General features: G+C 63.0%; 17 protein-coding genes and 1 pseudogene. 15 read left to right on the top strand and 3 right to left on the bottom strand.

The features are described from left to right. Nucleotides 1-35: 35 nt before the first annotated feature. The 6 genes from ACEWE8_RS15650 to ACEWE8_RS15625 all read left to right on the top strand — a co-directional run bounded on the left by ACEWE8_RS15650 (nucleotide 36) and on the right by ACEWE8_RS15625 (nucleotide 8,049). Nucleotides 36-566 (top strand): DUF5943 domain-containing protein, encoded by a 531-nt coding sequence (locus tag ACEWE8_RS15650; protein WP_012316656.1) that lies wholly within the window; start codon nucleotides 36-38, stop codon nucleotides 564-566. 15 nt (nucleotides 567-581) lie between these two features. Then, complete coding sequence (dgcA, locus tag ACEWE8_RS15645) at nucleotides 582-2,642, top strand: dimethylglycine demethylation protein DgcA (protein ID WP_046787505.1); 2,061 nt, start codon at nucleotides 582-584, stop codon at nucleotides 2,640-2,642. 208 nt (nucleotides 2,643-2,850) lie between these two features. Beyond that, entirely contained in the window at nucleotides 2,851-4,803 is a 1,953-nt protein-coding gene (dgcB, locus tag ACEWE8_RS15640) for a dimethylglycine demethylation protein DgcB (RefSeq protein ID WP_046787506.1), read from the top strand. Then, nucleotides 4,803-6,035, top strand: a complete 1,233-nt coding sequence (locus tag ACEWE8_RS15635; protein WP_046787507.1) for an electron transfer flavoprotein subunit alpha/FixB family protein — start codon at nucleotides 4,803-4,805, stop codon at nucleotides 6,033-6,035. Before dgcB ends, ACEWE8_RS15635 begins: the two co-directional genes overlap by 1 nt. 10 nt (nucleotides 6,036-6,045) lie before the next feature. Continuing rightward, nucleotides 6,046-6,816 carry an electron transfer flavoprotein subunit beta gene (locus tag ACEWE8_RS15630; RefSeq protein WP_046787599.1) on the top strand — a complete coding sequence of 257 codons (771 nt, stop codon included), beginning with the start codon at nucleotides 6,046-6,048 and terminating at the stop codon, nucleotides 6,814-6,816. Nucleotides 6,817-7,209: 393 nt separating this feature from the next. Further along, on the top strand, nucleotides 7,210-8,049 hold the full coding sequence (locus ACEWE8_RS15625) for an RHS repeat-associated core domain-containing protein (RefSeq protein WP_395589323.1): 840 nt from the start codon (nucleotides 7,210-7,212) through the stop codon (nucleotides 8,047-8,049). 8 nt (nucleotides 8,050-8,057) lie between these two features. Here the strand turns inward: ACEWE8_RS15625 and gbcA are convergent, their stop codons facing one another. Beyond that, nucleotides 8,058-9,350: a glycine-betaine demethylase subunit GbcA gene (gbcA, locus tag ACEWE8_RS15620; protein ID WP_012316650.1), complete on the bottom strand. Its 1,293-nt coding sequence runs from the start codon at nucleotides 9,348-9,350 to the stop codon at nucleotides 8,058-8,060. A gap of 296 nt (nucleotides 9,351-9,646) precedes the next feature. Here gbcA and gbcB point away from each other — a divergent pair, with 296 nt between their 5' ends. Continuing rightward, nucleotides 9,647-10,747 carry a glycine-betaine demethylase subunit GbcB gene (gene gbcB / locus ACEWE8_RS15615; RefSeq protein WP_046787600.1) on the top strand — a complete coding sequence of 367 codons (1,101 nt, stop codon included), beginning with the start codon at nucleotides 9,647-9,649 and terminating at the stop codon, nucleotides 10,745-10,747. A 151-nt stretch (nucleotides 10,748-10,898) separates the two neighbouring features. Here the strand turns inward: gbcB and ACEWE8_RS15610 are convergent, their stop codons facing one another. Further along, nucleotides 10,899-12,524 carry a methyl-accepting chemotaxis protein gene (locus ACEWE8_RS15610; RefSeq protein ID WP_046787509.1) on the bottom strand — a complete coding sequence of 542 codons (1,626 nt, stop codon included), beginning with the start codon at nucleotides 12,522-12,524 and terminating at the stop codon, nucleotides 10,899-10,901. Nucleotides 12,525-12,800: 276 nt separating this feature from the next. Here ACEWE8_RS15610 and ACEWE8_RS15605 point away from each other — a divergent pair, with 276 nt between their 5' ends. The 4 genes and pseudogenes from ACEWE8_RS15605 (at nucleotide 12,801) to ACEWE8_RS15590 (ending at nucleotide 15,403) form a co-directional block, all read left to right on the top strand. Next, entirely contained in the window at nucleotides 12,801-13,031 is a 231-nt protein-coding gene (locus ACEWE8_RS15605) for a hypothetical protein (RefSeq protein WP_012316647.1), read from the top strand. Then, nucleotides 13,028-13,330 (top strand): cell division protein ZapA, encoded by a 303-nt coding sequence (locus ACEWE8_RS15600; RefSeq protein WP_012316646.1) that lies wholly within the window; start codon nucleotides 13,028-13,030, stop codon nucleotides 13,328-13,330. Before ACEWE8_RS15605 ends, ACEWE8_RS15600 begins: the two co-directional genes overlap by 4 nt. A 135-nt stretch (nucleotides 13,331-13,465) precedes the next feature. Beyond that, a pseudogene (locus ACEWE8_RS15595) lies at nucleotides 13,466-14,539 on the top strand (cache domain-containing protein); the annotation flags it as partial. A gap of 126 nt (nucleotides 14,540-14,665) precedes the next feature. After that, nucleotides 14,666-15,403: a methyl-accepting chemotaxis protein gene (locus ACEWE8_RS15590; RefSeq protein WP_395589324.1), complete on the top strand. Its 738-nt coding sequence runs from the start codon at nucleotides 14,666-14,668 to the stop codon at nucleotides 15,401-15,403. 106 nt (nucleotides 15,404-15,509) lie between these two features. Here ACEWE8_RS15590 and ACEWE8_RS15585 read toward each other — a convergent pair whose 3' ends face one another. After that, on the bottom strand, nucleotides 15,510-16,550 hold the full coding sequence (locus ACEWE8_RS15585) for a low specificity L-threonine aldolase (protein WP_046787511.1): 1,041 nt from the start codon (nucleotides 16,548-16,550) through the stop codon (nucleotides 15,510-15,512). 324 nt (nucleotides 16,551-16,874) lie between these two features. On the opposite strand from ACEWE8_RS15585, the gene ACEWE8_RS15580 reads away from it, so the two are divergent. Genes ACEWE8_RS15580 through ACEWE8_RS15565 form a run of 4 tightly spaced genes read left to right on the top strand, consistent with a single transcriptional unit; the run spans nucleotide 16,875 to nucleotide 22,758 of the window. Continuing rightward, complete coding sequence (locus ACEWE8_RS15580) at nucleotides 16,875-18,128, top strand: serine hydroxymethyltransferase (protein ID WP_046787512.1); 1,254 nt, start codon at nucleotides 16,875-16,877, stop codon at nucleotides 18,126-18,128. A gap of 15 nt (nucleotides 18,129-18,143) precedes the next feature. Further along, a complete protein-coding gene (locus tag ACEWE8_RS15575) occupies nucleotides 18,144-19,394 on the top strand; it encodes a sarcosine oxidase subunit beta family protein (RefSeq protein ID WP_012316642.1) in 1,251 nt (416 codons plus the stop codon). Between the two features lie 14 nt (nucleotides 19,395-19,408). Next, the gene (locus ACEWE8_RS15570; protein ID WP_046787513.1) at nucleotides 19,409-19,744 is read left to right on the top strand and encodes a sarcosine oxidase subunit delta; all 336 of its coding nucleotides are present in this window, start codon (nucleotides 19,409-19,411) and stop codon (nucleotides 19,742-19,744) included. Then, on the top strand, nucleotides 19,741-22,758 hold the full coding sequence (locus tag ACEWE8_RS15565; protein ID WP_046787514.1) for a sarcosine oxidase subunit alpha: 3,018 nt from the start codon (nucleotides 19,741-19,743) through the stop codon (nucleotides 22,756-22,758). The genes ACEWE8_RS15570 and ACEWE8_RS15565 overlap by 4 nt, the downstream gene beginning before the upstream one ends. Nucleotides 22,759-22,807 lie beyond the last annotated feature (49 nt).

The raw sequence follows: 22,807 nt of genomic DNA, 5'->3' as shown, positions 1-22,807 counted from the left end.
CAGCCAAAAACAAATTTTTATGGAGTTGAGTTTCCATGGCCAAGATCGCCCCGCAATTGCCAATCGAAGTCGACAGCGAAACCGGTGTCTGGACCAGCGACGCCTTGCCGATGCTGTATGTACCGCGCCATTTCTTCGTCAACAACCACATGGGCATCGAGGAAGTGCTGGGTGCCGACGCCTATGCCGAGATCCTCTACAAGGCAGGCTACAAGTCGGCCTGGCACTGGTGCGAGAAGGAAGCCGAGTGCCATGGCCTGGAAGGCGTGGCGGTGTTCGAGCACTACATGAAGCGCCTGTCCCAGCGTGGCTGGGGCCTGTTCGAGATCCAGGACATCGACCTGGACAAAGGCACCTGCAGCGTCAAGCTCAAACACTCGGCGTTCGTGTACGTGTATGGCAAGTGCGGCCGCAAGGTCGACTACATGTTCACCGGCTGGTTCGCCGGCGCAATGGACCAGATTCTCGCTGCCCGTGGCAGCTCGATCCGCACCGTGGCCGAGCAGGTCTATGGCGGGTCGGAAGAAGGCCACGAAGATGGCCTGTTCGTTACAAAGCCGTTGTAAGCCGGAGATAGCGTCATGGCATTCGAAGCAATGTTCCAGCCGATCCAGATCGGCAAACTGACCATCCGCAACCGCGTGCTCAGCACCGCGCACGCCGAGGTCTACGCCACTGACGGCGGCATGACCACCGACCGCTATGTGAAGTACTACGAAGAGAAGGCCAAGGGTGGCATCGGCCTGGCGATCTGCGGCGGCTCGTCCGTGGTGGCCATCGACAGCCCGCAGGAATGGTGGTCGTCGGTCAACCTGTCGACCGATCGCATCATCCCGCACTTTCAGAACCTGGCCGACGCCATGCACAAGCATGGCGCCAAGATCATGATCCAGATTACTCACATGGGCCGCCGCTCGCGCTGGGACGGTTTCAACTGGCCGACCCTGATGTCGCCTTCCGGCATCCGTGAACCCGTGCACCGCGCCACCTGCAAGACCATCGAGGTGGAGGAGATCTGGCGGGTGATCGGCAATTACGCGCAGGCTGCGCGGCGCGCAAAAGAGGGCGGCCTGGACGGTGTCGAGCTTTCGGCTGTGCACCAGCACATGATCGACCAGTTCTGGAGCCCGCGGGTCAACAAACGTACTGACGAGTGGGGCGGCACCTTCGAAGGCCGCATGAAGTTCGGCATGGAAGTGCTCAAAGCGGTGCGAGCCGAAGTCGGTGACGACTTCTGCGTGGGCATGCGTATCTGTGGTGACGAGTTCCACCCCGATGGCCTCAGCCACGAGGATATGAAGCAGATCGCCGCCTACTACGATGCTACCGGCATGATCGACTTCATCGGCGTGGTCGGCTCGGGTTGCGATACCCACAACACCCTGGCCAACGTCATTCCCAACATGAGCTACCCGCCAGAGCCGTTCCTGCACCTGGCAGCCGGCATCAAGGAAGTGGTCAAGGTCCCGGTGCTGCATGCGCAGAACATCAAAGACCCGAACCAGGCCACGCGTATCCTCGAAGGCGGCTACGTGGACATGGTCGGCATGACCCGTGCGCACATCGCCGACCCGCACCTGATCGCCAAGATCAAGATGGGCCAGATCGACCAGATCAAGCAGTGCGTCGGTGCCAACTATTGCATCGACCGCCAGTACCAGGGCCTGGATGTGCTGTGCATCCAGAACGCCGCGACCTCCCGTGAATACATGGGCGTGCCGCACATCATCGAGAAGACCACCGGCGTCAAGCGCAAGGTGGTGGTGGTCGGCGCCGGCCCTGCCGGCATGGAAGCGGCGCGCGTTGCTGCCGAACGCGGCCACGACGTGACCCTGTTCGAGAAAAAGGACCAGATCGGCGGGCAGATCACCATTGCCGCCAAGGCGCCGCAGCGTGACCAGATTGCCGGTATCACCCGCTGGTACCAGCTGGAGCTGGCACGCCTGAAGGTCGACCTGCGCCTGGGTACTGCCGCTGACGTGGCGACCATTGAAGACCTGCGCCCGGACGTCATCGTGCTGGCAGTAGGCGGGCACTCGTTCCTGGAACAGAACGAGCACTGGGGCGCTGCCGAAGGCTTGGTGGTCAGCAGCTGGGACGTGCTCGACGGCAAGGTTGCGCCGGGCAAGAACGTGCTGGTGTACGACACCATCTGCGAGTTCACCGGCATGTCGGTGGCCGACTTCATCGCCGACAAGGGCAGCCAGGTCGAAATCGTCACCGACGACATCAAGCCGGGCGTTGCCATGGGCGGCACCAGCTTCCCGACCTATTACCGCAGCATGTACCCCAAAGAAGTGATCATGACTGGCGACATGATGCTGGAAAAGGTCTACCGCGAAGGCGACAAGCTGGTGGCGGTGCTGGAGAACGAATACACCGGCGCCAAGGAAGAGCGCGTGGTCGACCAGGTGGTGGTCGAGAACGGTGTGCGCCCTGACGAAGCGCTGTACTACGCGCTCAAGGAAGGCTCGCGCAACAAGGGCCAGATCGACGTGGAGGCGCTGTTCGCCATCAAGCCACAGCCGATCCTCAGCCAGCCGGGCGAGGGCTACCTGCTGTACCGCATCGGCGACTGCGTGGCCCAGCGCAACGTGCATGCGGCGATCTACGACGCCTTGCGCCTGTGCAAGGATTTCTGATCGCACCGCCTCTCTAGGGGCGGGACCGGCCCCCCGTGTAGGAGCGGCCTTGTGTCGCGAAAGGGTCGCGAAGCGGCCCCAAGATCTTCACAGCACTATAGATTTTGGGGCCGCTTCGCGACCCTTTCGCGACACAAAGCCGCTCCTACATGGGGTCCGCGCTGGCCTTCGGGGCAGCGCAAGAATCCAGCTGTTGTGGGAGCCCCCCATGTTGAACACCCTGTTACCCATCCTGCTGTTCGCTGCCCTTGGCCTGGCGGTGCTCGGCGCCCTGCGCCGGGTGCGCATGTGGCGGCGTGGCCGAGCCTCCAAGGTCGACCTGATCGGCGGCTTGCTGGCCATGCCGCGGCGCTACCTGGTGGACCTGCACCACGTGGTCGAGCGCGACAAGTACATGTCCAAGACCCACGTGGCCACTGCGGGCGGCTTTGTACTGTCGGCGGTGCTGGCAATCCTGGTGCACGGCTTCGGCCTGCAGAGCAAGATCCTTGGCTACGCCTTGCTGGTGGCGACTGTAATCATGTTCACCGGTGCCATCTTCGTCTTCAAGCGCCGGCTCAACCCGCCATCGCGCCTGTCCAAAGGCCCATGGATGCGCCTGCCGAAAAGCCTGCTGGTGTTCGCCGCAAGCTTCTTCATCGCCACCTTGCCGGTGGCCGGCATCCTGCCCGCCAACACCGGCGGCTGGGTGATGGTCGCGGTACTTGGCCTGGGCGTGCTGTGGGGCGTGTCGGAGCTGTTCTTCGGCATGACCTGGGGCGGCCCGATGAAACACGCCTTTGCCGGGGCTCTGCACCTGGCCTGGCACCGCCGCGCCGAACGCTTCGGCGGTGGCCGTTCAACCGGCCTGAAACCGCTGGACCTGGAAGACCCGAACGCCCCGCTGGGCGTGGAAAAGCCGGTGGACTTCACCTGGAACCAGCTGTTGGGCTTCGACGCCTGCGTGCAGTGCGGCAAATGTGAGGCGGTGTGCCCGGCGTTCGCTGCGGGCCAGCCGCTGAACCCGAAAAAACTCATTCAGGACATGGTCATCGGCCTGGCCGGTGGCACCGATGCCAAGTTCGCCGGCAGCCCGTACCCTGGCAAGCCGATCGGCGAACACGGCGGTAATCCACACCAACCGATCGTCAACGGCCTGGTCGACGCCGAAACACTGTGGTCGTGCACCACCTGCCGTGCCTGCGTCGAGGAATGCCCGATGATGATCGAGCACGTCGATGCCATCGTCGACATGCGCCGCCACCTCACCCTGGAAAAGGGCGCAACCCCGAACAAGGGCGCCGAGGTGCTGGATAACCTGATCGCGACCGACAACCCGGGCGGCTTTGCCCCTGGCGGGCGGATGAACTGGGCCGCTGATCTCAACCTGAACCTGCTGTCTGACGTGAAAACCACCGAAGTGCTGTTCTGGGTCGGTGACGGCGCGTTCGACATGCGCAACCAGCGCACCCTGCGGTCGTTCGTCAAAGTGCTCAAGGCCTCGGGCGTGGACTTCGCCGTGCTCGGCCTGGAAGAGCGTGACAGCGGCGATGTGGCGCGCCGCCTGGGTGACGAAGCGACCTTCCAGCAGTTGGCCAAACGCAATATCCAGACCCTGGCCAAGTACAAGTTCCAGCGCATCGTCACTTGCGACCCGCACAGCTTCCATGTGCTGAAGAACGAGTACGGCGCGTTGGGCGGTGACTACCAGGTGCAGCACCACAGCACCTACATCGCCGAACTGATCGCAGCCAGCAAGCTCAACCTCGGCCAGCACAAGGGCGGCAGCGTCACCTATCACGACCCCTGCTACCTGGGCCGCTACAACGGCGAATACGAGGCCCCGCGGCAAGTGTTGAAGGCGCTGGGTATCGAAGTGCGCGAAATGCAGCGCTCGGGGTTCCGTTCCCGCTGCTGCGGCGGTGGCGGCGGTGCGCCGATCACCGACATCCCGGGCAAGCAACGTATCCCCGACATGCGCATGGATGACATTCGCCAGACCCAGGCCGAGCTGGTGGCGGTGGGATGCCCGCAGTGCACTGCGATGCTCGAAGGGGTGGTCGAACCGCGCCCACAGATCAAGGACCTCGCCGAGTTGGTAGCCGATGTGCTGATCGAAGAGGAAACGCCCGCGGCCCCAAAGTCGCCAACGGTAGAACGTGAACCTGCGGAGGTGCACTGATGAGCGACATCATCCGCCGCGACCCACGCGCCGAGTGGATCGCCCGTAACCGCCTGCATCCGCTGCATGCGGCGCTGCAGACGCAACAAACCCGCTGGCTGGGCCCCAATGGCCTTATGCGCAAGAACCCGCATGCCATTGCCGCCGGTTTCATTGGCCCCAATGGCCTCAAGCGCATCGACCGTAGCGGTGCTCAACAGGGCACCGCTGGCGGCGGGCGGCGTAGCGCGGCGGCCGAAGTGCAATTGCCGCTGCATCAGGTGCCAGCGCCTGCGTTCTACATCGCCGTGGTGCCCGACATGGTGGGCGGCCGCCTCAGCAGCCATGACCGTGACCTGCTCGGCCTCGCCCACAGCCTGGCCGGCAGTGACGGCGCGGTATTGGCCGTGGTGTTTGGTGAGCACAAGGAAAGCAAGTTTTCCACAGCAGGTGTCGACCGCTTGCTGGTCATCGACGGCGAACAGTTCGAAGGTTATGCACCGGAGCAACGGGTGCAGGGCCTGCGCGCTGTGGATAACCAGTTCACGCCACGCCATTGGTTGTTGCCCGATAGCCGCACCGGGGGTGGTGAACTGGGCCGGCGCTTGGCTGCAGCCTTGGGCGAACGCCCGGCGACGCGCGTCTGGCAGGTCAAGGACGGCCAGTGCATCGGCCGTGCTGGTGCGGGTCAGCAGGACTTGCAACGCGCGGTGCCGCGCCTGATCCTGGGCGCCGCCGAATGCGCCGAACCGGTCAGCGAAACCCGGCACGAAGCATTGCCGGTGGAGTTGTCCACAGGCGTGGTGCGCAGCCTGCCGCGCATCGAGGACCTTGGCTCGGTGGCCGTCGACCCGGCGACCATCGCCATGGCCGAGGCCGAATTCATCGTCTCGGGGGGCAACGGCGTCAAGGATTGGGACCTCTACCACCAGGCGACTGCTGCCCTGGGGGCAACCGAGGGTGCTTCGCGGGTGGCGGTGGACGATGGCTTCATGCCGCGTAACCGCCAGGTGGGCGCAACCGGCACCTGGGTTACCGCACGGGTCTATGTGGCTGTGGGTATCTCTGGTGCGATCCAGCACCTGCAAGGCATCGGTGCCTGCGACAAAGTGGTGGCGATCAACATGGACCCAGGCTGCGACATGATCAAACGGGCCGACCTGTCGGTGATTGGCGACAGCTCGGCGATTCTGAAGGCTTTGATCGAGGCTGTGGACAACTTCCGCAGCGGCGGCCAGCGCGACGCAGCATAGGGGCATGAGCATGAGTACTAAAGTCATCAGCCTGGTTTCCGTCGGTGCCCACCCGAGCTCCGGCCGCGCCCGCCGCGCCGAGCAGGATGCCCGTGCGGTGGAGCTGGGCTTGCAGCTGGCTGGGGATAACTTGCAGGTGGTGCATGCTGGCGACCCGCATGAAGAGGCGTTGCGTGCTTACCTGGGCATGGGCCTGGACCACCTCGATGTGCTAGAGCAGCCGGCAGGAGCCGATGTGCTGGGCGTGCTTGGGGATTACCTGCGTGATGCCGGTGCGCAGCTCGTGCTAACGGGTAGCCAGGCTGAAACCGGCGAGGGTTCGGGCATGTTGCCGTTCCTGCTGGCCGAGAAACTGGGTTGGCCGCTGATAGTCGGCCTGGCCGAAGTGGAATCGATCGACAACGGCACCGCTCAGGTCCTGCAGGCGCTGCCTCGCGGGCAGCGGCGCAGGCTGAAGGTACGTCTTCCGTTGCTGGCAACTGTGGATAACGCGGCGCCCAAACCGCGGCAGAGCGCGTTCGGTCCGGCCCGGCGCGGTGTGTTGGCGGCGCGCAATGTCGCCATCGTCGAGGATGAACTGCTGGGCGAAGCGCAGTTGCAACCAGCCCGCCCAAGGCCCAAGCGCCTGAAGGTGATCAAGGCCAAAAGCGGCGCCGACCGGATGAAGGCCGCGACGGCCAAGGCCAGTGGTGGTGGCGGTAAGGTCTTGAAAGACGTTTCTCCACAGGAAGGCGCCGAGGCGATTCTCAAGTTGCTGGTGGAGGAGGGCGTATTGCGCTGAGGTTACCCACGGAATCTGTTCGCCAAGGTGTGGATAAAGTGTTTGTCAAACGCTGCAAGCCAGCAAGGACGCCGTCTTGAAGGATATGATCAAATAATCGCCAATTACTTCAAACCTGGGTCTAAACACCACGGCCCCTAAGGTTTTGCTTTGTTATCCACAGCAGTTATCAACATCCCTATGACTTGCCCACAATGTCTGTTAGTCAACCTGTGGGCAAGTTGTTTGGTAAGTGCTACAGCCATTGCTTTCAAAGGCTTGCAGGGTTTTGATCAAAAAATGATCTGACGAGGCTGACCTTCGCTCCGGTCCAGCTGTAACTGTCATTTCTGCCAGTTAACGTTCCATACAGCCCTTGTTAACGTTAGGGCACAAATGGTCTGGAGCGTTGCCATGGGCACGACCACACTGCTGGCGACTGATCTCCAGCGCACCGTGCTGCGCAGCGGGAATCCCCTGCATCGACGCTATACCCCCTATGGCGGGTTCAGGCCGAATGATGGCGCTTGGTTGGGGTTTTCAGACGCCCACCTCGATCACGCCAGTGGCTGCTACCTGCTGGGTAACGGGCACCGTGCCTTTAGCCCGGCACTGATGCGCTTTGGTTCGCCTGACCGACTCAGCCCGTTCGCTCGGGGTGGCCTGAATGCTTACGCTTATTGCCTTGGAGACCCGATCAACCATCGCGATCCGACAGGCCAGGAGGCCACTGACTATCTGTTTCCCATCCTGAGCATCCTTTCCAACCTTGCGGGTGCGTTCACCAGTGGCCTACGGCTGCGATCGATGTGGCGAACCCGCCAGATGCACCAAGCAACGGGATCCTATCCTGCCAGCCGTGGTGGCTTTATGACCTATGGCACCGTGGAAAGTCATACATCACCGCCGTCATCGGTCGATTGGGCGTTCACAGGGATAAGTGGTGTCAGTGCCGCTTTAGGCATCACCCTGGGCATCAGCCGAACCGTGGAGCCAGGAGAAGACTGGCAGACATGGGCGTTGGCGACCCTGACCGTCATATCGCTGGGCACATCGGTCAAAGAGGTGTGGTCGTTGGCCCAGGCCAGGTCGTGGGAGCGATATCCCATTACCGCTCGGTGGTACGGCACCAACCGGGCAGGTTCAGCAAGCCCGATGCCTTCGGCCGTTAGGCGGAACAGCGCGGCTGTAAACGTCATAAGGCAATCTTGGAGCGAGCTTGAGCCAGTGGCGGGCGCCACTGGCCGAAGGTGAACGGCTACTTACTGAGCCTGCACTTCCTTGAGGTACGCAGCCGGCTCTGCACCAAGGTTCTCCAGCACGCGCTGGCTGTACCAATCGATGAAGTTCACCACGCCAAACTCATAAGTCTTGGAGTACGGCCCCGGCTGGTAAGCCGTGGAGTTGATGCCCCGCTGGTTCTCTTCCGCCAATCGGCGGTCCTGGTCATTGGTGGCATCCCACACCTTGCGCATACGTTCCGGGTCGTAATCGACACCTTCCACGGCATCCTTGTGCACCAGCCACTTGGTGGTGACCATGGTCTCCTGGGCGCTGATCGGCCATACGGTGAAGACGATCATGTGGTCGCCCATGCAATGGTTCCACGAGTGCGGCAAGTGCAGGATGCGCATCGAGCCCAGGTCCGGGTTCTTGATACGGCCCATCAGCTTCTGGCAGGCCTGCTTGCCGTCCATGGTCATCGACACGGTGCCCTTGAGCAGCGGCATGCGCACGATGCGGTTACGCAGGCCATGGCTCTTGTGCAGGTACGGGATCTTCTCGGCTTCCCAGGCTGCGGCGGAGGCGGCCACGTGGTCCTTGAATTCCTGGCTGGCGCGCGGGTCGTTGGTGTCGTCCCACTCCAGCAGGGTTTGCAGCAGCTCCGGGTGTGAGCCGGAGCAGTGGTAGCACTCGCGGTTGTTTTCCAGCACCAGCTTCCAGTTGGCTTTTTCCATCAAGGTGGTTTGCACTGCCACCTTGGTGTTCTCCATGTCATACGGTTCCATGTAGTGGTCCAGGGTGGCCAGGAACTCGTCGATAGCAGGTGGGTTTTCCGCCAGGCTGATGAAGATGTAGCCACCGGCGACCTTTACGTTCACAGGTTTCAGGCCGTACTCCTTCATGTCGAAGTCGGCGCCCATTTCAGTACCTGCGAACAGCAGGCGGCCGTCCAGTTCATACGTCCACTGGTGGTAATGGCAGACCAGCTTCGCCACTTTGCCTTTCTCGCTGACGCACAGGCGCGAGCCGCGATGGCGGCAGACGTTGTGGAAGGCATGCACCTTACCTTCGCTACCGCGCACCACGATGATCGGGTTCTTGCCGATCTGCAGGGTGATGTAGTTGCCCTTGGCCGGGATTTCGCACGTCATGCCGGCAATCAGCCATTCCTTGTGGAAGATCTCCTGCATGTCGATCTGGAACAGACGCTCGTCGGTGTAGAACGGCTGGGGCAGCGAGTAGGTGCGCTCGCGGGTCTGCAGCATCTCGGCGGTGGCCTTGCGTGCAGGTTCCAGTGGATCGCCCAGGCTCAGGGTTGCGGTGACGTCCATCGTGTAATCCTCGGGGCCGTATGCGGCCGGCAAAAGGTGGCTAATCGTTGTTGTGGTGCCGCAAGAGCATCTGTCAAAAAACAGCAGGTTCTTTTGCCGTGGAGTGTGCGTCCGAAGACGCCGCGAACCGTATCCATGGGCGACATGGCCGATTTGAATTACGACGCCCCAGCCCTTGTAGCACGGGGCTGGTCGCGATAAGCACGCCGATGTCGCAGGCAGGAATGTGCGGCGCCTTCAGCTTGCGCATTATCGCAGCCATGAAAAGGGCCAATTGTCGGCCGCTGGAGATGAACATGTCCGATACTTTCCTCAATCCGGTCACCACCCAGACCTGGGCCAATGGCCGCCACATCGTGCGCTGCGTCAAGGTCATCCAGGAGACCTGGGACGTGCGCACCTTCTGCTTCATGGCCGACCAGCCGATCATGTTCTTCTTCAAGCCTGGGCAGTTCGTCACCCTGGAGCTGGAGATCGAAGGCAAGCCGGTGATGCGTTCCTATACCATCTCCAGTTCGCCGTCGGTGCCCTACAGCTTCTCGATCACGGTCAAGCGGGTGCCAGGCGGGCATGTGTCCAACTACCTGCACGACACCATGCACGAGGGCTTTGAAGTGCCGGTGCACGGCCCTGTGGGGCTGTTCAACGCCATCGACTTCCCGGCGGGCAAGGTGCTTTACCTCTCCGGCGGTGTCGGTATCACGCCGGTGATGTCCATGGCGCGCTGGTTCTACGACACCAACGCCAATGTCGACATGGTCTTCGTGCACAGCGCCCGCTCGCCCAAAGACATCATCTACCACCGCGAACTGGAGCAGATGGCGTCACGCATCCCCAACTTCAGCCTGCACATCATTTGCGAGAAGCACGGGCTGGGTGAGCCTTGGGCGGGGTATCGCGGCTATCTGAACCAGCGGCTTATGGAGTTGATCGCGCCTGACTACATGGAGCGCACGGTGTTCTGCTGCGGCCCGACGCCATACATGACCGCGGTCAAGCGCATGCTCGAAGCTGTCGGCTTTGACATGAAGAACTACCACGAGGAGTCGTTCGGCGCGACGCCGGCAGAGGCCAAGGCCGATGCCGTGGAGCATGCCGAGCAGGCGGCCGATGCGCCGGAAGTGGACGTGTCCGAGCTCAACCTGGTGGAGTTCATCGGCAGCGACAAGAGCATCCGGGTTGCCCCAGGCGAGACCGTGCATGCGGCGGCGGCCAAGGTTGGCCTGATGATTCCCAAAGCCTGCGGCATGGGCATTTGCGGGACGTGCAAGGTGCTCAAGCTGGGCGGGGAAGTGGAGATGGAGCACAACGGCGGTATCACCGAAGAGGACGAAGCCGAGGGCTACATCCTGTCGTGCTGCAGCGTACCGAAAGGGGATGTGCGGATCGATTACTGATCCGGAAACTGCTGGGGCTGCCTTGCAGCCCAATCGCCGGCAAGCCGGCTCCCACAAGGTTCGGCAGCGCTGCTGTCAATGGCACAGCTGGCACAGATCTTTGTGGGAGCCGGCTTGCCGGCGATTGGGCCGCAAAGCGGCCCCGGCGATGTCAGGTACGAAAACGTGCCACCAGCCCATTCAAATCCACAGCCAGGCGCGACAGCTCGGCACTCGCTGCGCTGGTCTGGTGCGCGCCGGTTGCGCTCTGCACCGACAGGTCATTGATATTCACCAGGTTGCGGTCCACTTCCCGCGCCACTTGGGCCTGTTCTTCCGCCGCGCTGGCGATTACCAGGTTGCGCTCATTGATCTGCGCCACTGCCCCGGCAATGGTGTCCAGCGCCATGCCGGCACCCTTGGCGATGTTCAGCGTCGACTCGGCGCGTTCGGTGCTGGTGCGCATCGATTCGACCGCCTGTTCGGTGCCGCCTTGGATGCTGCCGATCATCCGTTCGATTTCGCTGGTCGACTGCTGGGTGCGGTGGGCCAGTGCGCGCACCTCGTCTGCCACCACGGCAAAGCCACGGCCTGCTTCACCCGCGCGGGCTGCCTCGATCGCGGCGTTGAGCGCCAGCAGGTTGGTCTGGTCGGCCAAGCCACGGATGACATCCAGTACCTTGCCGATGTCGCGCGACTGTTCGGCCAGGTGGGTGATCAGTTTGGCGGTAGCCTGCACATCACCGCTCATCCGCTCGATGGCACCCACGGTTTCCAGCACCAGGTCACGGCCGTCGCCGGTCGAGCGGCTGGCTTCGCTGGAGGCTTCGGAGGTGCTTACCGCGTTACGTGCCACTTCCTCGACGGCGCTGGTCATTTCGGTCACCGCCGTGGCGGCCTGCTCGATTTCGTTGTTCTGCTGTTGCAGGCCACGCGCGCTTTCGTCGGTAACGGCGTTCAGCTCTTCTGCGGCCGACGCCAGCTGGGTAGCGGAGCCAGCAATCAGCTGCAGGGTGTCGCGCAATTTTTCCTGCATGCGCGCCATCGCGCGCAGCAGGCGCGCGGCCTCATCGGTGCCTTCGGCGCGGATGGTATGGGTCAGGTCACCGTCGGCAATCTGCTCGGCGGCTTTGAGGGCTTCGTCGATGGGCTTGACGATGCTGCGGGTTAGCAGCAACGCGCAGAGGAAGGTCAGCACGGCTGCGGCAATCAGCAGGCCGATCACCAACGCGAAGGCCGCGGCATACTGATTGGCAGCGGTTTCGTTGGTTGCGCGCGTCTGTTCTGTGTTGATGCGCACCAAGGTGTTCATGACTTTGTTGATCTGCTCGGAGTTGGCCAACAGGTCGCGGTTGAGCAGGCCACGCAGTTCGTCGGTGCGGTTGGCCTGGCTCATGCTGCGCATGCGTGCTTCCAGTTGGCGGTACTGGTTGAGCAGTTCGGTGTACTGGTCGAAGGCGGCCTGTTCGTCAGCCGCGCTGATCAGTGGCAGGTAGGCCTGGCGAGCACGGTCGATCTCGGCGTTGCGCTGGTCCAGCAGGTTGAAGGTGTCGCGCTGGACTTCCGGCTCGCGGTTGAGCAGCAAGCGGTAGGAGAGGGTGCGCAGGCGCAGGTTGAGCGAGGTCAGTTCGTCCAGGGTCTTGATACTGGGCACGCTGATGTTTTCGATGGCAAGGCCCGCCTGGCGGATGTTGCCCATCTGCATGAGCGAGAAGACACCAAGGCCGAGCATGAGCAAGCCGATCAGGGCGAACCCGAGCAAGGCGCGCGGGGCGATATTCATGTTGCGTAGGGACATGGAAGGAGGAATCCAGACAGAGAAGTGGACGCGTTCCATGCGACGAAATATGACTTGCCTGGCTATCGGTCGTGACCGGCCAGTCTTGAGCGTGAACGGCGAAAGTTGTGAGCCAGCTATCCATTTACCTGACCAGCGGTTGACCCAGGTCGGAACAAGGGGCCCGATACCCTGTCAATCTGCGGGTTAGAAACCTTGAGAATCCGATATTTAATGGCGATGGCTCACACTTTTCTTTATCGTGTGCGCCCTTTGCAACAACCCGAGATAGACCCCATGCTGGAAGCCTCCCTGAATCAACTCGAGCAACTGGTCAGCGACCTGATGCAGAAAAACGCTCAACTCACCGAGCAGAACACCACCCTTGGCCAGGAACTGGCCCAGGCCAAGGAAGAGAACGAAACCCTGCAGCTGTCGCTGATGGAGCAGGAAGAGAAGCACGGCGCCACCGCCGCGCGCATCCAGGCGTTGGTTGAGCGCGCCAGTGCAGGTGTTGTCGGCGCATGAGACTGCAAGCGCAGCCGGTCAATGTCGTGTCGATCCTCGGCAACGACTATTCGATCAAGGCGCCCGAAGGCCAGGAAGAAACCCTGGCGCAGGCGGTACGCATGCTCAACACCGCCCTTGCCGAAACCAAACGTTCGTACCCGACCCTGATCGGCGACAAGCTGCTGGTGCTGGCCGCCCTGAATCTGTGTTCCAAGCAGGTTGAACTGCAGAAGGAACATCAGCAGACCCTGGAGCGTACCCAGGCGCAGATCGACGCCACGGTGGACGCGATCGTTCGGACCATCGCCGAACAGTAAGAGCCACCTTGAACGCTGTGGGGACGGGCTTGCCTGCCCCACCGCGTCTTCATCCTTGTTGCAGATCACTGGTACAACTGGATACCTGAGTGTATACACTTTCCCCCAAACAAAAATTCCTGGGGAGGAAGGGGCATGGGTATCTGGCGTCGAAGTATCCAGTGGCAGTTGATCGCGAGCATGGGCGCGGCCCTGCTGGCGAGCATCCTGGTGGTCGTGATCATTTTCACCGTGGCGCTCAACCGCCTCACCGATCGCTACCTGGTGGACACGGCGCTGCCGGCCAGCATCGAAGCCATCCGCAATGATATCGAGCGAATGCTTGGCCAGCCGCTGGTAGCCGCAGCCGACATCGCCGGCAACACGCTGCTGCGTGATTGGCTGGCAGATGGTGAAGACGCTGGCGAACTGCCGCGCTTTGTCGAATACCTGCAGGCCGCCAAGCAGCGCAACCAAGCCTTCACCACACTCTTCGCCTCGACCGAGACCGGCCACTACTACAACGAGAATGGCCTGGACCGCACCCTCAGCCGCGACAACCCCAAAGACAAGTGGTTTTACGGCTACATCGACAGCGGCGCCGAGCGCCTGATCAATATCGACATCGATGGTGCCACTGGCGAGCTGGCGCTGTTCATCGACTACCGCGTGGAAAAGGACGGCAAGCTGGTCGGTGTGGCCGGCATGGGCCTGCGCATGACCGAGCTGTCGAAACTGATCCACGACTTCAGCTTTGGCGAGCACGGCAAGGTGTTTCTGGTACGCAACGATGGCTTGATCCAGGTGCATCCGGACAATGCCTTCAGCGGCAAGCGACAGCTCGCGCAGCAGCTTGATGAAAAGGCCGCCAAGGCGGTGATCAGTGGTGAGCCGGGTTTGCGCACCAGCCGTTTCCAGCGTGATGGCGAAGACTATCTGGCCTTGGGCTTGCCCTTGCGCGACCTGAACTGGACCTTGGTTGCCGAGGTGCCGGAGGCAGAGATCTATGCGCAGATGCGTCAGGCGCTGTGGCTTACCACGTTGATCGGTGGGGGTGTGGCGCTGCTCTCGTTGTTGCTGGTGGTGCTGCTGGCGCGGGGGCTGGTGCGGCCTATTCGCCGTGTGACCGCCGCATTGGTGCAGATTGGCAGCGGTGCCGGTGACCTCAGCCATCGCCTGGACGATTCGCGTCAGGACGAACTGGGCGATCTGGCACGCGGCTTCAACCGTTTTCTCGACAGCCAGCGCGGGCTGATCGGCGAGGTGCTGCGCACCACCGAGCGCTTGCATCGGGCGGTCGAACAGGTGACTCAGGTAGTGGACAACACGGCCGAACGTTCCGGACGGCAGCAGGAAATGACCGAAATGGTTGCCACCGCCGTGCACGAAATGGGGCTGACCGTGCAGGACATTGCGCGCAACGCCGGCGATGCTGCGCAGGCTTCGCAGTCAGCGCGCGAGGAAGCCTTGCAGGCGCGTGAGGTGGTGCGCCGGTCGATCCAGGGTATCGAGGGCATGTCGGGTGACATCGGCAAGGCTGCGGATGCGGTGGCGCAACTGGCCGACGAAGTCGCTTCTATCGATGAAGTATTGGCGGTGATCCGCAGCATTTCCGAACAGACCAACCTGCTGGCGCTCAATGCTGCCATCGAGGCGGCGCGGGCAGGGGAGATGGGGCGCGGCTTTGCCGTGGTGGCCGATGAGGTGCGGACGCTGGCGCGGCGTACCCAGGTGTCCACGGATGAAGTTCAGCAGATGATCCAGCGCCTCAAGCACGGGGCAGGTTCGGCGGTCACGTCGATGCAGGCGGGGCAGCAGGCGACGGGCAGTGGCGTGGAGTCGAGCCAGCGAACCGGGGCCTCGTTGGGGGCGATTACCGACCAGGTCGAGCACATCAGCGACATGAACCATCAGGTGGCTACGGCGACGGAAGAGCAGTCGGCGGTGACCGAGGAGATCAACCGGACGGTGCAGGGGATTTCTGACCTGGCCAGGGAAACGGCGGCGGAAGTGCAGGGGTGTCGCGAGGAGTGCCAGGCGTTGCGTGGGCTGGCCGATGATCTTGCGCGGCAGATGGGCGGGTTCAAACTTTAGATCGCTGGGGCCGCTTTGCGGCCCATTCGCGACACAAGGCCGCTCCTACAGACGATTGGAGCGGCCTTGCGTCGCGAAAGGAGGGCAAAGCCCTCCCGGCAAGCTGTCAGGCGCCGATGATGTTGCGGATATCCGCCGCCAGCTCGCGCACGCGTGCCTCTTCGGTATCCCAGGAGCACATGAACCGCGCCCCGCCACTGCCAATGAAGGTGTAGAACCGCCAGCCCTTGCCACGCAGTGCTTCCAGCGCCGGCTCCGGCATCTGCAGGAACACCCCGTTGGCCTCCACCGGGAACATCAGCTCCACCCCCGGCAGGTCACTCACCAACGACGCCAGCAACTGCGCGCAATGGTTGGCGTGGTTGCCATGGCGCAGCCAGGCGCCGTCTTCCAGCAGCCCGACCCAGGGCGCCGACAAAAAGCGCATCTTCGAGGCCAGTTGCCCGGCCTGCTTGCAGCGGTAGTCGAAGTCTTCGGCCAGGTCGCGGTTGAAGAACAGGATCGCTTCACCCACCGCCATGCCGTTCTTGGTGCCGCCAAAGCACAGCACATCCACGCCCGCCTTCCAGGTCAGCTCGGCCGGGCTGCAGCCTAGGAATGCGCAGGCATTGGTGAACCGCGCGCCGTCCATGTGCAGGTTCAGGCCCAGCTCCTTGCAGGTGGCGCTGATCGCCTTGAGCTCATCGGGGCGGTACACGGTGCCCACTTCGGTGGCCTGGGTGAGGGTCACCACACGCGGCTTGGGGTAGTGGATGTCCTGGCGCTTGAGCGCCACTTCACGGATCGATTGCGGCGTCAGCTTGCCGTTGACGCTAGGCGCGGTGAGCAGCTTGGAGCCGTTGGAGAAAAACTCCGGCGCGCCGCATTCGTCGGTCTCGACGTGGGCGGTCTCGGAGCAGATCACGCTGTGGTAGCTCTGGCACAGCGAGGCCAGGGCCAGCGAATTGGCGGCGGTGCCGTTGAAGGCGAAAAACACTTCGCAGTCGGTTTCGAACAGCTCGCGGAAGTACTGGGCGGCACGCTCGGTCCACTGGTCGTCGCCGTAGGCGCGGTCGTGGCCCATGTTGGCCTTTTCCATCGCTGCCCAGGCTTCGGGGCAGATACCGGAATAATTGTCGCTGGCGAATTGTTGGCTTTTATCTGTCATGACACGGTCCTGTGAACAACGCAGAACAGCACTCTAAACCATCGATTCAGCGGTTGCCTATGTAGGAGCGGCCTTGCGTCGCGAACGGGTCGCGATGCGACCCCAGCCATTGCTTAAGCGCTGCTGAAGCTTGGGGCCGCTGCGCGACCCGTTCGCGACGCAAGGCCGCTCCTACAGGGATTTGAGCAACCGACGGGCGAATGTCGTAAACGCGCCATTGCAAGGCGTGCGCAGGCATCTGACCCACCCCGGCCAGTCATACCATCGCCATAAAGGGCCACAGTGCCTTACAGACAAGAAACGATCGCTGCCGGGAGAACCACGATGTTCAGCAAGCAAGACCAGATCCAGGGTTACGACGACGCACTGCTGGCGGCGATGAATGCCGAAGAACAGCGCCAGGAAGATCACATCGAGCTGATCGCCTCGGAGAACTACACCAGCAAGCGCGTCATGCAGGCCCAAGGCAGCGGCCTGACCAACAAGTACGCCGAAGGCTACCCGGGCAAGCGCTACTACGGTGGCTGCGAGCACGTAGACAAGGTCGAGGCGCTGGCCATCGAGCGCGCCAAGCAGCTGTTCGGCGCCGACTACGCCAACGTTCAGCCACACTCCGGCTCTTCGGCCAACAGCGCCGTGTACCTGGCTCTGCTGCAGGCCGGTGACACCATCCTGGGCATGAGCCTGGCCCACGGCGGCCACCTGACCCACGGCGCCAAAGTGTCGTCCTCGGGCAAGCTCTACAACGCCGTGCAGTACGGCATCAACACCGACACTGGCCTGATCGACTACGACGAAGTCGAGCGCCTGGCCGTCGAGCACAAGCCGAAGATGATCGTTGCCGGCTTCTCGGCCTATTCCAAGACCCTCGACTTCCCGCGTTTTCGCGCCATCGCCGACAAGGTCGGTGCGCTGCTGTTCGTCGACATGGCCCACGTTGCCGGCCTGGTTGCCGCTGGCCTGTACCCGAACCCGATCCCGTTCGCCGACGTGGTGACCACCACCACCCACAAGACCCTGCGCGGCCCACGTGGCGGCCTGATCCTGGCCAAGTCGAACGAAGAGATCGAGAAAAAGCTCAACGCCGCAGTATTCCCCGGCGCCCAGGGCGGCCCGCTGATGCACGTCATCGCCGCCAAGGCTGTGTGCTTCAAGGAAGCTCAGGAGCCTGAGTTCAAGAGCTACCAGAAGCAGGTCATCGACAACGCCCAGGCCATGGCCCAGGTGTTCATCGACCGCGGCTACGACGTGGTCTCCGGCGGTACCGACAACCACCTGTTCCTGGTCAGCCTGATCCGCCAGGGCCTGACCGGCAAAGATGCCGACGCTGCCCTGGGCCGCGCGCACATCACCGTCAACAAGAACGCCGTGCCGAACGACCCGCAGTCGCCGTTCGTCACTTCCGGCCTGCGCATCGGCACCCCGGCTGTCACCACCCGCGGCTTCAAGGTCGCCCAGTGTGTGGCCCTGGCCGGCTGGATCTGCGACATCCTCGACAACCTCGGTGACGCTGACGTCGAAGCCGATGTGGCGAAGAACGTTGCGGCCCTGTGCGCCGACTTCCCTGTTTACCGCTGAGTGGAGTAAACGACCATGCAACGCTACTCGGGCTTCGGCCTCTTCAAACACTCCCTCAGCCACCACGAGAACTGGCAGCGCATGTGGCGCACGCCGACCCCTAAAAAGGTCTACGACGTGGTCATCGTCGGCGGTGGCGGCCATGGCCTGGCCACGGCCTACTACCTGGCCAAGGAACACGGCATCACCAATGTCGCGGTGGTCGAGAAAGGTTACCTGGGCGGCGGCAACACCGCCCGTAACACCACCATCGTGCGTTCCAACTACCTGTGGGACGAGTCGGCGCAGCTGTACGAGCACGCCATGAAGCTGTGGGAGGGCCTGTCCCAGGACATCAACTACAACGTGATGTTCTCCCAGCGCGGCGTCTACAACCTGTGCCACACCCTGCAGGACATTCGTGACTCCGAGCGCCGCGTCAGCGCCAACCGCCTCAACGGCGTCGATGGCGAACTGCTCAACACTGCCCAGGTCGCGGCCGAGATCCCGTACCTGGACTGCTCGAAGAACACCCGTTACCCGATCCTCGGCGCTACCGTTCAGCGCCGTGGTGGCGTCGCCCGTCACGACGCCGTGGCCTGGGGTTACGCCCGTGCCGCCGACGCCCTGGGCGTGGACCTGATCCAGCAGACCGAAGTGATCGGTTTCCGTAAGGAAAACGGTGCAGTGATCGGTGTGGAAACCAACAAAGGTTTCATCGGCGCCAAGCGCGTCGGCGTGGTCACTGCCGGTAACTCCGGGCACATGGCCAGGCTGGCCGGCTTCCGCCTGCCGCTGGAATCGCACCCGCTGCAAGCACTGGTGTCCGAGCCGATCAAGCCGATCATCGACAGCGTGATCATGTCCAACGCCGTGCACGGCTACATCAGCCAGTCCGACAAGGGCGACCTGGTGATCGGCGCCGGTATCGACGGCTGGGTCGGCTACGGCCAGCGCGGTTCGTACCCGGTGATCGAGCACACCCTGCAGGCCATCGTCGAGATGTTCCCCAACCTCTCGCGCGTACGCATGAACCGCCAGTGGGGCGGCATCGTCGACACCTCGCCGGACGCCTGCCCGATCATCTCCAAGACCCCGGTCAAGAACATGTTCTTCAACTGCGGCTGGGGCACCGGCGGCTTCAAGGCGACCCCGGGCTCGGGCAACGTCTTCGCCGCAAGCCTGGCCAAAGGCGAGATGCACCCGCTGGCTGCGCCGTTCTCCATGGACCGTTTCTACAACGGCGCACTGATCGACGAACACGGCGCCGCCGCCGTCGCCCACTAACCGGAGACACCGTCATGTTGCATATTTTCTGTCCCCACTGCGGCGAGCTGCGCTCCGAAGAAGAGTTCCACGCCTCTGGCCAGGCGCACATCGCCCGCCCGCTGGACCCCAACGCCTGCTCCGACGAGGAGTGGGGCACCTACATGTTCTTCCGCGACAACCCGCGCGGTATTCACCATGAACTGTGGGACCACGTTGCCGGCTGCCGTCAGTACTTCAACGTCACCCGCGACACCGTGACCTACGAAATTCTGGAAACCTACAAGATCGGCGAGAAGCCGCAGGTGACCGCAGGCGGCAAGCAAAGCAGCGCACCGTCGACCGCCAAAGGCCAAGGGGAAAAAGTATGAGCCAGACCTATCGCCTCGCCAGCGGCGGCCGTATCGACCGCAGCAAGGTCCTGAACTTCACCTTCAACGGCAAGACCTACCAGGGTTATGCCGGTGACAGCCTGGCCGCCGCGCTGCTGGCCAATGGCGTCGACATCGTTGGCCGTAGCTTCAAGTACTCGCGCCCACGCGGCATCATCGCCGCCGGTACCGAAGAGCCGAACGCCATCTTGCAGATCGGCTCCAGCGAAGCCACGCAGATCCCCAACGTGCGCGCTACCCAGCAGGCGCTGTACGCAGGCCTTGTCGCCACCAGCACCAACGGCTGGCCGAACGTCAACAACGACGTCATGGGCATCCTCGGCAAGGTCGGCGGCAGCATGATGCCGCCGGGCTTCTACTACAAAACCTTCATGTACCCGAAATCGTTCTGGATGACTTACGAGAAGTACATCCGTAAGGCGGCAGGCCTTGGCCGTGCGCCGCTGCAGAACGACCCGGACAGTTACGACTACATGAACCAGCACTGCGACGTGCTGATCGTCGGTGCCGGTCCTGCAGGCCTGGCCGCAGCCCTGGCCGCTGCGCGCAGCGGTGCCCGGGTGATCCTGGCCGACGAACAGGAAGAGTTCGGTGGCAGCCTGCTCGACAGCCGCGAGACCCTCGACGGCAAACCGGCCGCTGACTGGGTCAACGCCGTGGTCAAAGAGCTGGAAAGCCTGCCGGAAGTGACCCTGCTGCCACGCGCCACGGTCAACGGTTACCACGACCACAACTTCCTGACCATTCACGAGCGCCTTACCGACCACCTCGGTGACCGCGCCCCGATCGGCCAGGTTCGCCACCGTGTGCACCGTGTACGTGCCAAGCGCGTTGTACTGGCCGCCGGCGCCCACGAGCGCCCGCTGGTGTACGGCAACAACGACGTGCCGGGCAACATGCTGGCCGGTGCTGTCTCCACTTATGTGCGCCGCTACGGCGTGGCGCCGGGCCGCAAGCTGGTGCTGTCGACCAACAACGACCATGCCTACCGCGCTGCGCTGGACTGGCATGACGCTGGCCTGCAGGTCGTCGCCATCGCCGACGCCCGCCACAACCCCCGTGGTTCGCTGGTTGAGGAAGCCCGTGCCAAAGGCATCCGCATCCTCACTTCCAGCGCTGTGATCGAGGCCAAAGGCAGCAAGCATGTCACCGGTGCCCGCGTGGCGGCCATTGATGTGCAGGCACACAAGGTCACCAGCCCAGGCGAAACCCTCGAATGCGACCTGATCGCAACCTCCGGCGGCTACAGCCCGATCGTCCACCTGGCCTCGCACTTGGGCGGTCGCCCGGTATGGCGTGACGATATCCTTGGCTTCGTGCCCGGTGATGCGCCGCAGAAGCGCGTGTGCGTGGGTGGCATCAACGGCGTGTATGCACTGGGCGATGTGATTGCCGATGGTTTCGAAGGCGGCGTGCGCGCCGCCACCGAAGCCGGCTTCAAGGCTACCACCGGCACGCTGCCAAAGACCGTTGCACGCAAGGAAGAGGCCACCGTGGCGCTGTTCCAGGTGCCGCACGACAAGGGCAGCAAGGGGCCGAAGCAGTTCGTCGACCAGCAGAACGATGTGACCGCCGCCGGTATCGAACTGGCCACCCGCGAAGGCTTCGAGTCGGTCGAGCACGTCAAGCGCTATACCGCGCTGGGCTTCGGTACCGACCAAGGCAAACTGGGCAACATCAACGGCCTGGCCATCGCCGCCCGTTCGATCGGTATCACCATTCCGGAAATGGGCACCACCATGTTCCGCCCCAACTACACGCCGGTGACTTTCGGTGCGGTAGCGGGCCGTCACTGTGGCCACCTGTTCGAGCCCGTGCGCTTCACTGCCCTGCATGCCTGGCACGTGAAGAACGGCGCCGAGTTCGAAGACGTCGGCCAATGGAAGCGCCCTTGGTACTTCCCCAAGGCCGGTGAAGACATCCACGCTGCCGTGGCCCGTGAGTGCAAGGCCGTGCGCGACAGCGTGGGCCTGCTCGACGCCTCGACCCTGGGCAAGATCGATATCCAGGGCCCGGATGCCCGCGAGTTCCTCAACCGCATCTACAGCAACGCCTGGACCAAGCTCGACGTGGGCAAGGCCCGTTATGGCCTGATGTGCAAAGAAGACGGCATAGTCTTCGACGACGGCGTGACCGCCTGTGTCGGCGACAACCACTTCTACATGACCACCACTACCGGCGGCGCCGCACGCGTGCTGCAGTGGCTGGAGCTGTACCACCAGACCGAATGGCCAGAGATGAAGGTGTATTTCACCTCGGTTACCGACCACTGGGCCACGCTGACCCTGTCTGGCACCAACAGCCGCAAGCTGCTCAGCGAGCTGACCGACGACATCGACCTGGACAAGGACGCGTTCCCGTTCATGACCTGGAAGGAAGGCACTGTCGGTGGCGTACCGGCCCGTGTGTTCCGTATTTCGTTCACCGGTGAGCTGTCGTACGAAGTCAACGTGCAGGCCAACTACGCCATGGGCGTGCTGGAAAAAGTCATCGAAGCCGGCAAGAAGTACAACCTGACCCCGTACGGCACCGAAACCATGCACGTGCTGCGTGCCGAGAAGGGCTTCATCATCGTTGGCCAGGACACCGACGGCTCGATGACCCCGGACGACCTCAACATGAGCTGGTGCGTGGGCCGCAACAAGCCGTTCTCGTGGATCGGCCTGCGTGGCATGAACCGCGAGGACTGTGTGCGGGAAAACCGCAAGCAACTGGTGGGCCTCAAGCCTGTGGACCCGACCAAGTGGCTGCCCGAAGGCGCCCAGTTGGTATTCGACCCCAAGCAGCCGATCCCGATGGACATGGTCGGCCACGTCACCTCCAGCTACGCGGCCAACTCCCTGGGTTATTCGTTTGCCATGGGTGTGGTCAAAGGCGGCCTGAAACGCATGGGCGAGCGCGTTTATTCGCCGCAGGCCGATGGCAGCGTGATCGAGGCAGAAATCGTGTCTTCGGTGTTCTTCGACCCGAAGGGTGAGCGGCAGAACGTTTGACTCCGGGCCCTGTGACGAGCCGGCTGGCCCAATCGCCGGCAAGCCGGCT

It is taken from the genome of Pseudomonas sp. TR47 (genome assembly GCF_044143025.1).
Taxonomy (GTDB): Bacteria; Pseudomonadota; Gammaproteobacteria; order Pseudomonadales; family Pseudomonadaceae; genus Aquipseudomonas; species Aquipseudomonas putida_E.
This window is presented reverse-complemented; position numbering and strand designations above follow the sequence as displayed.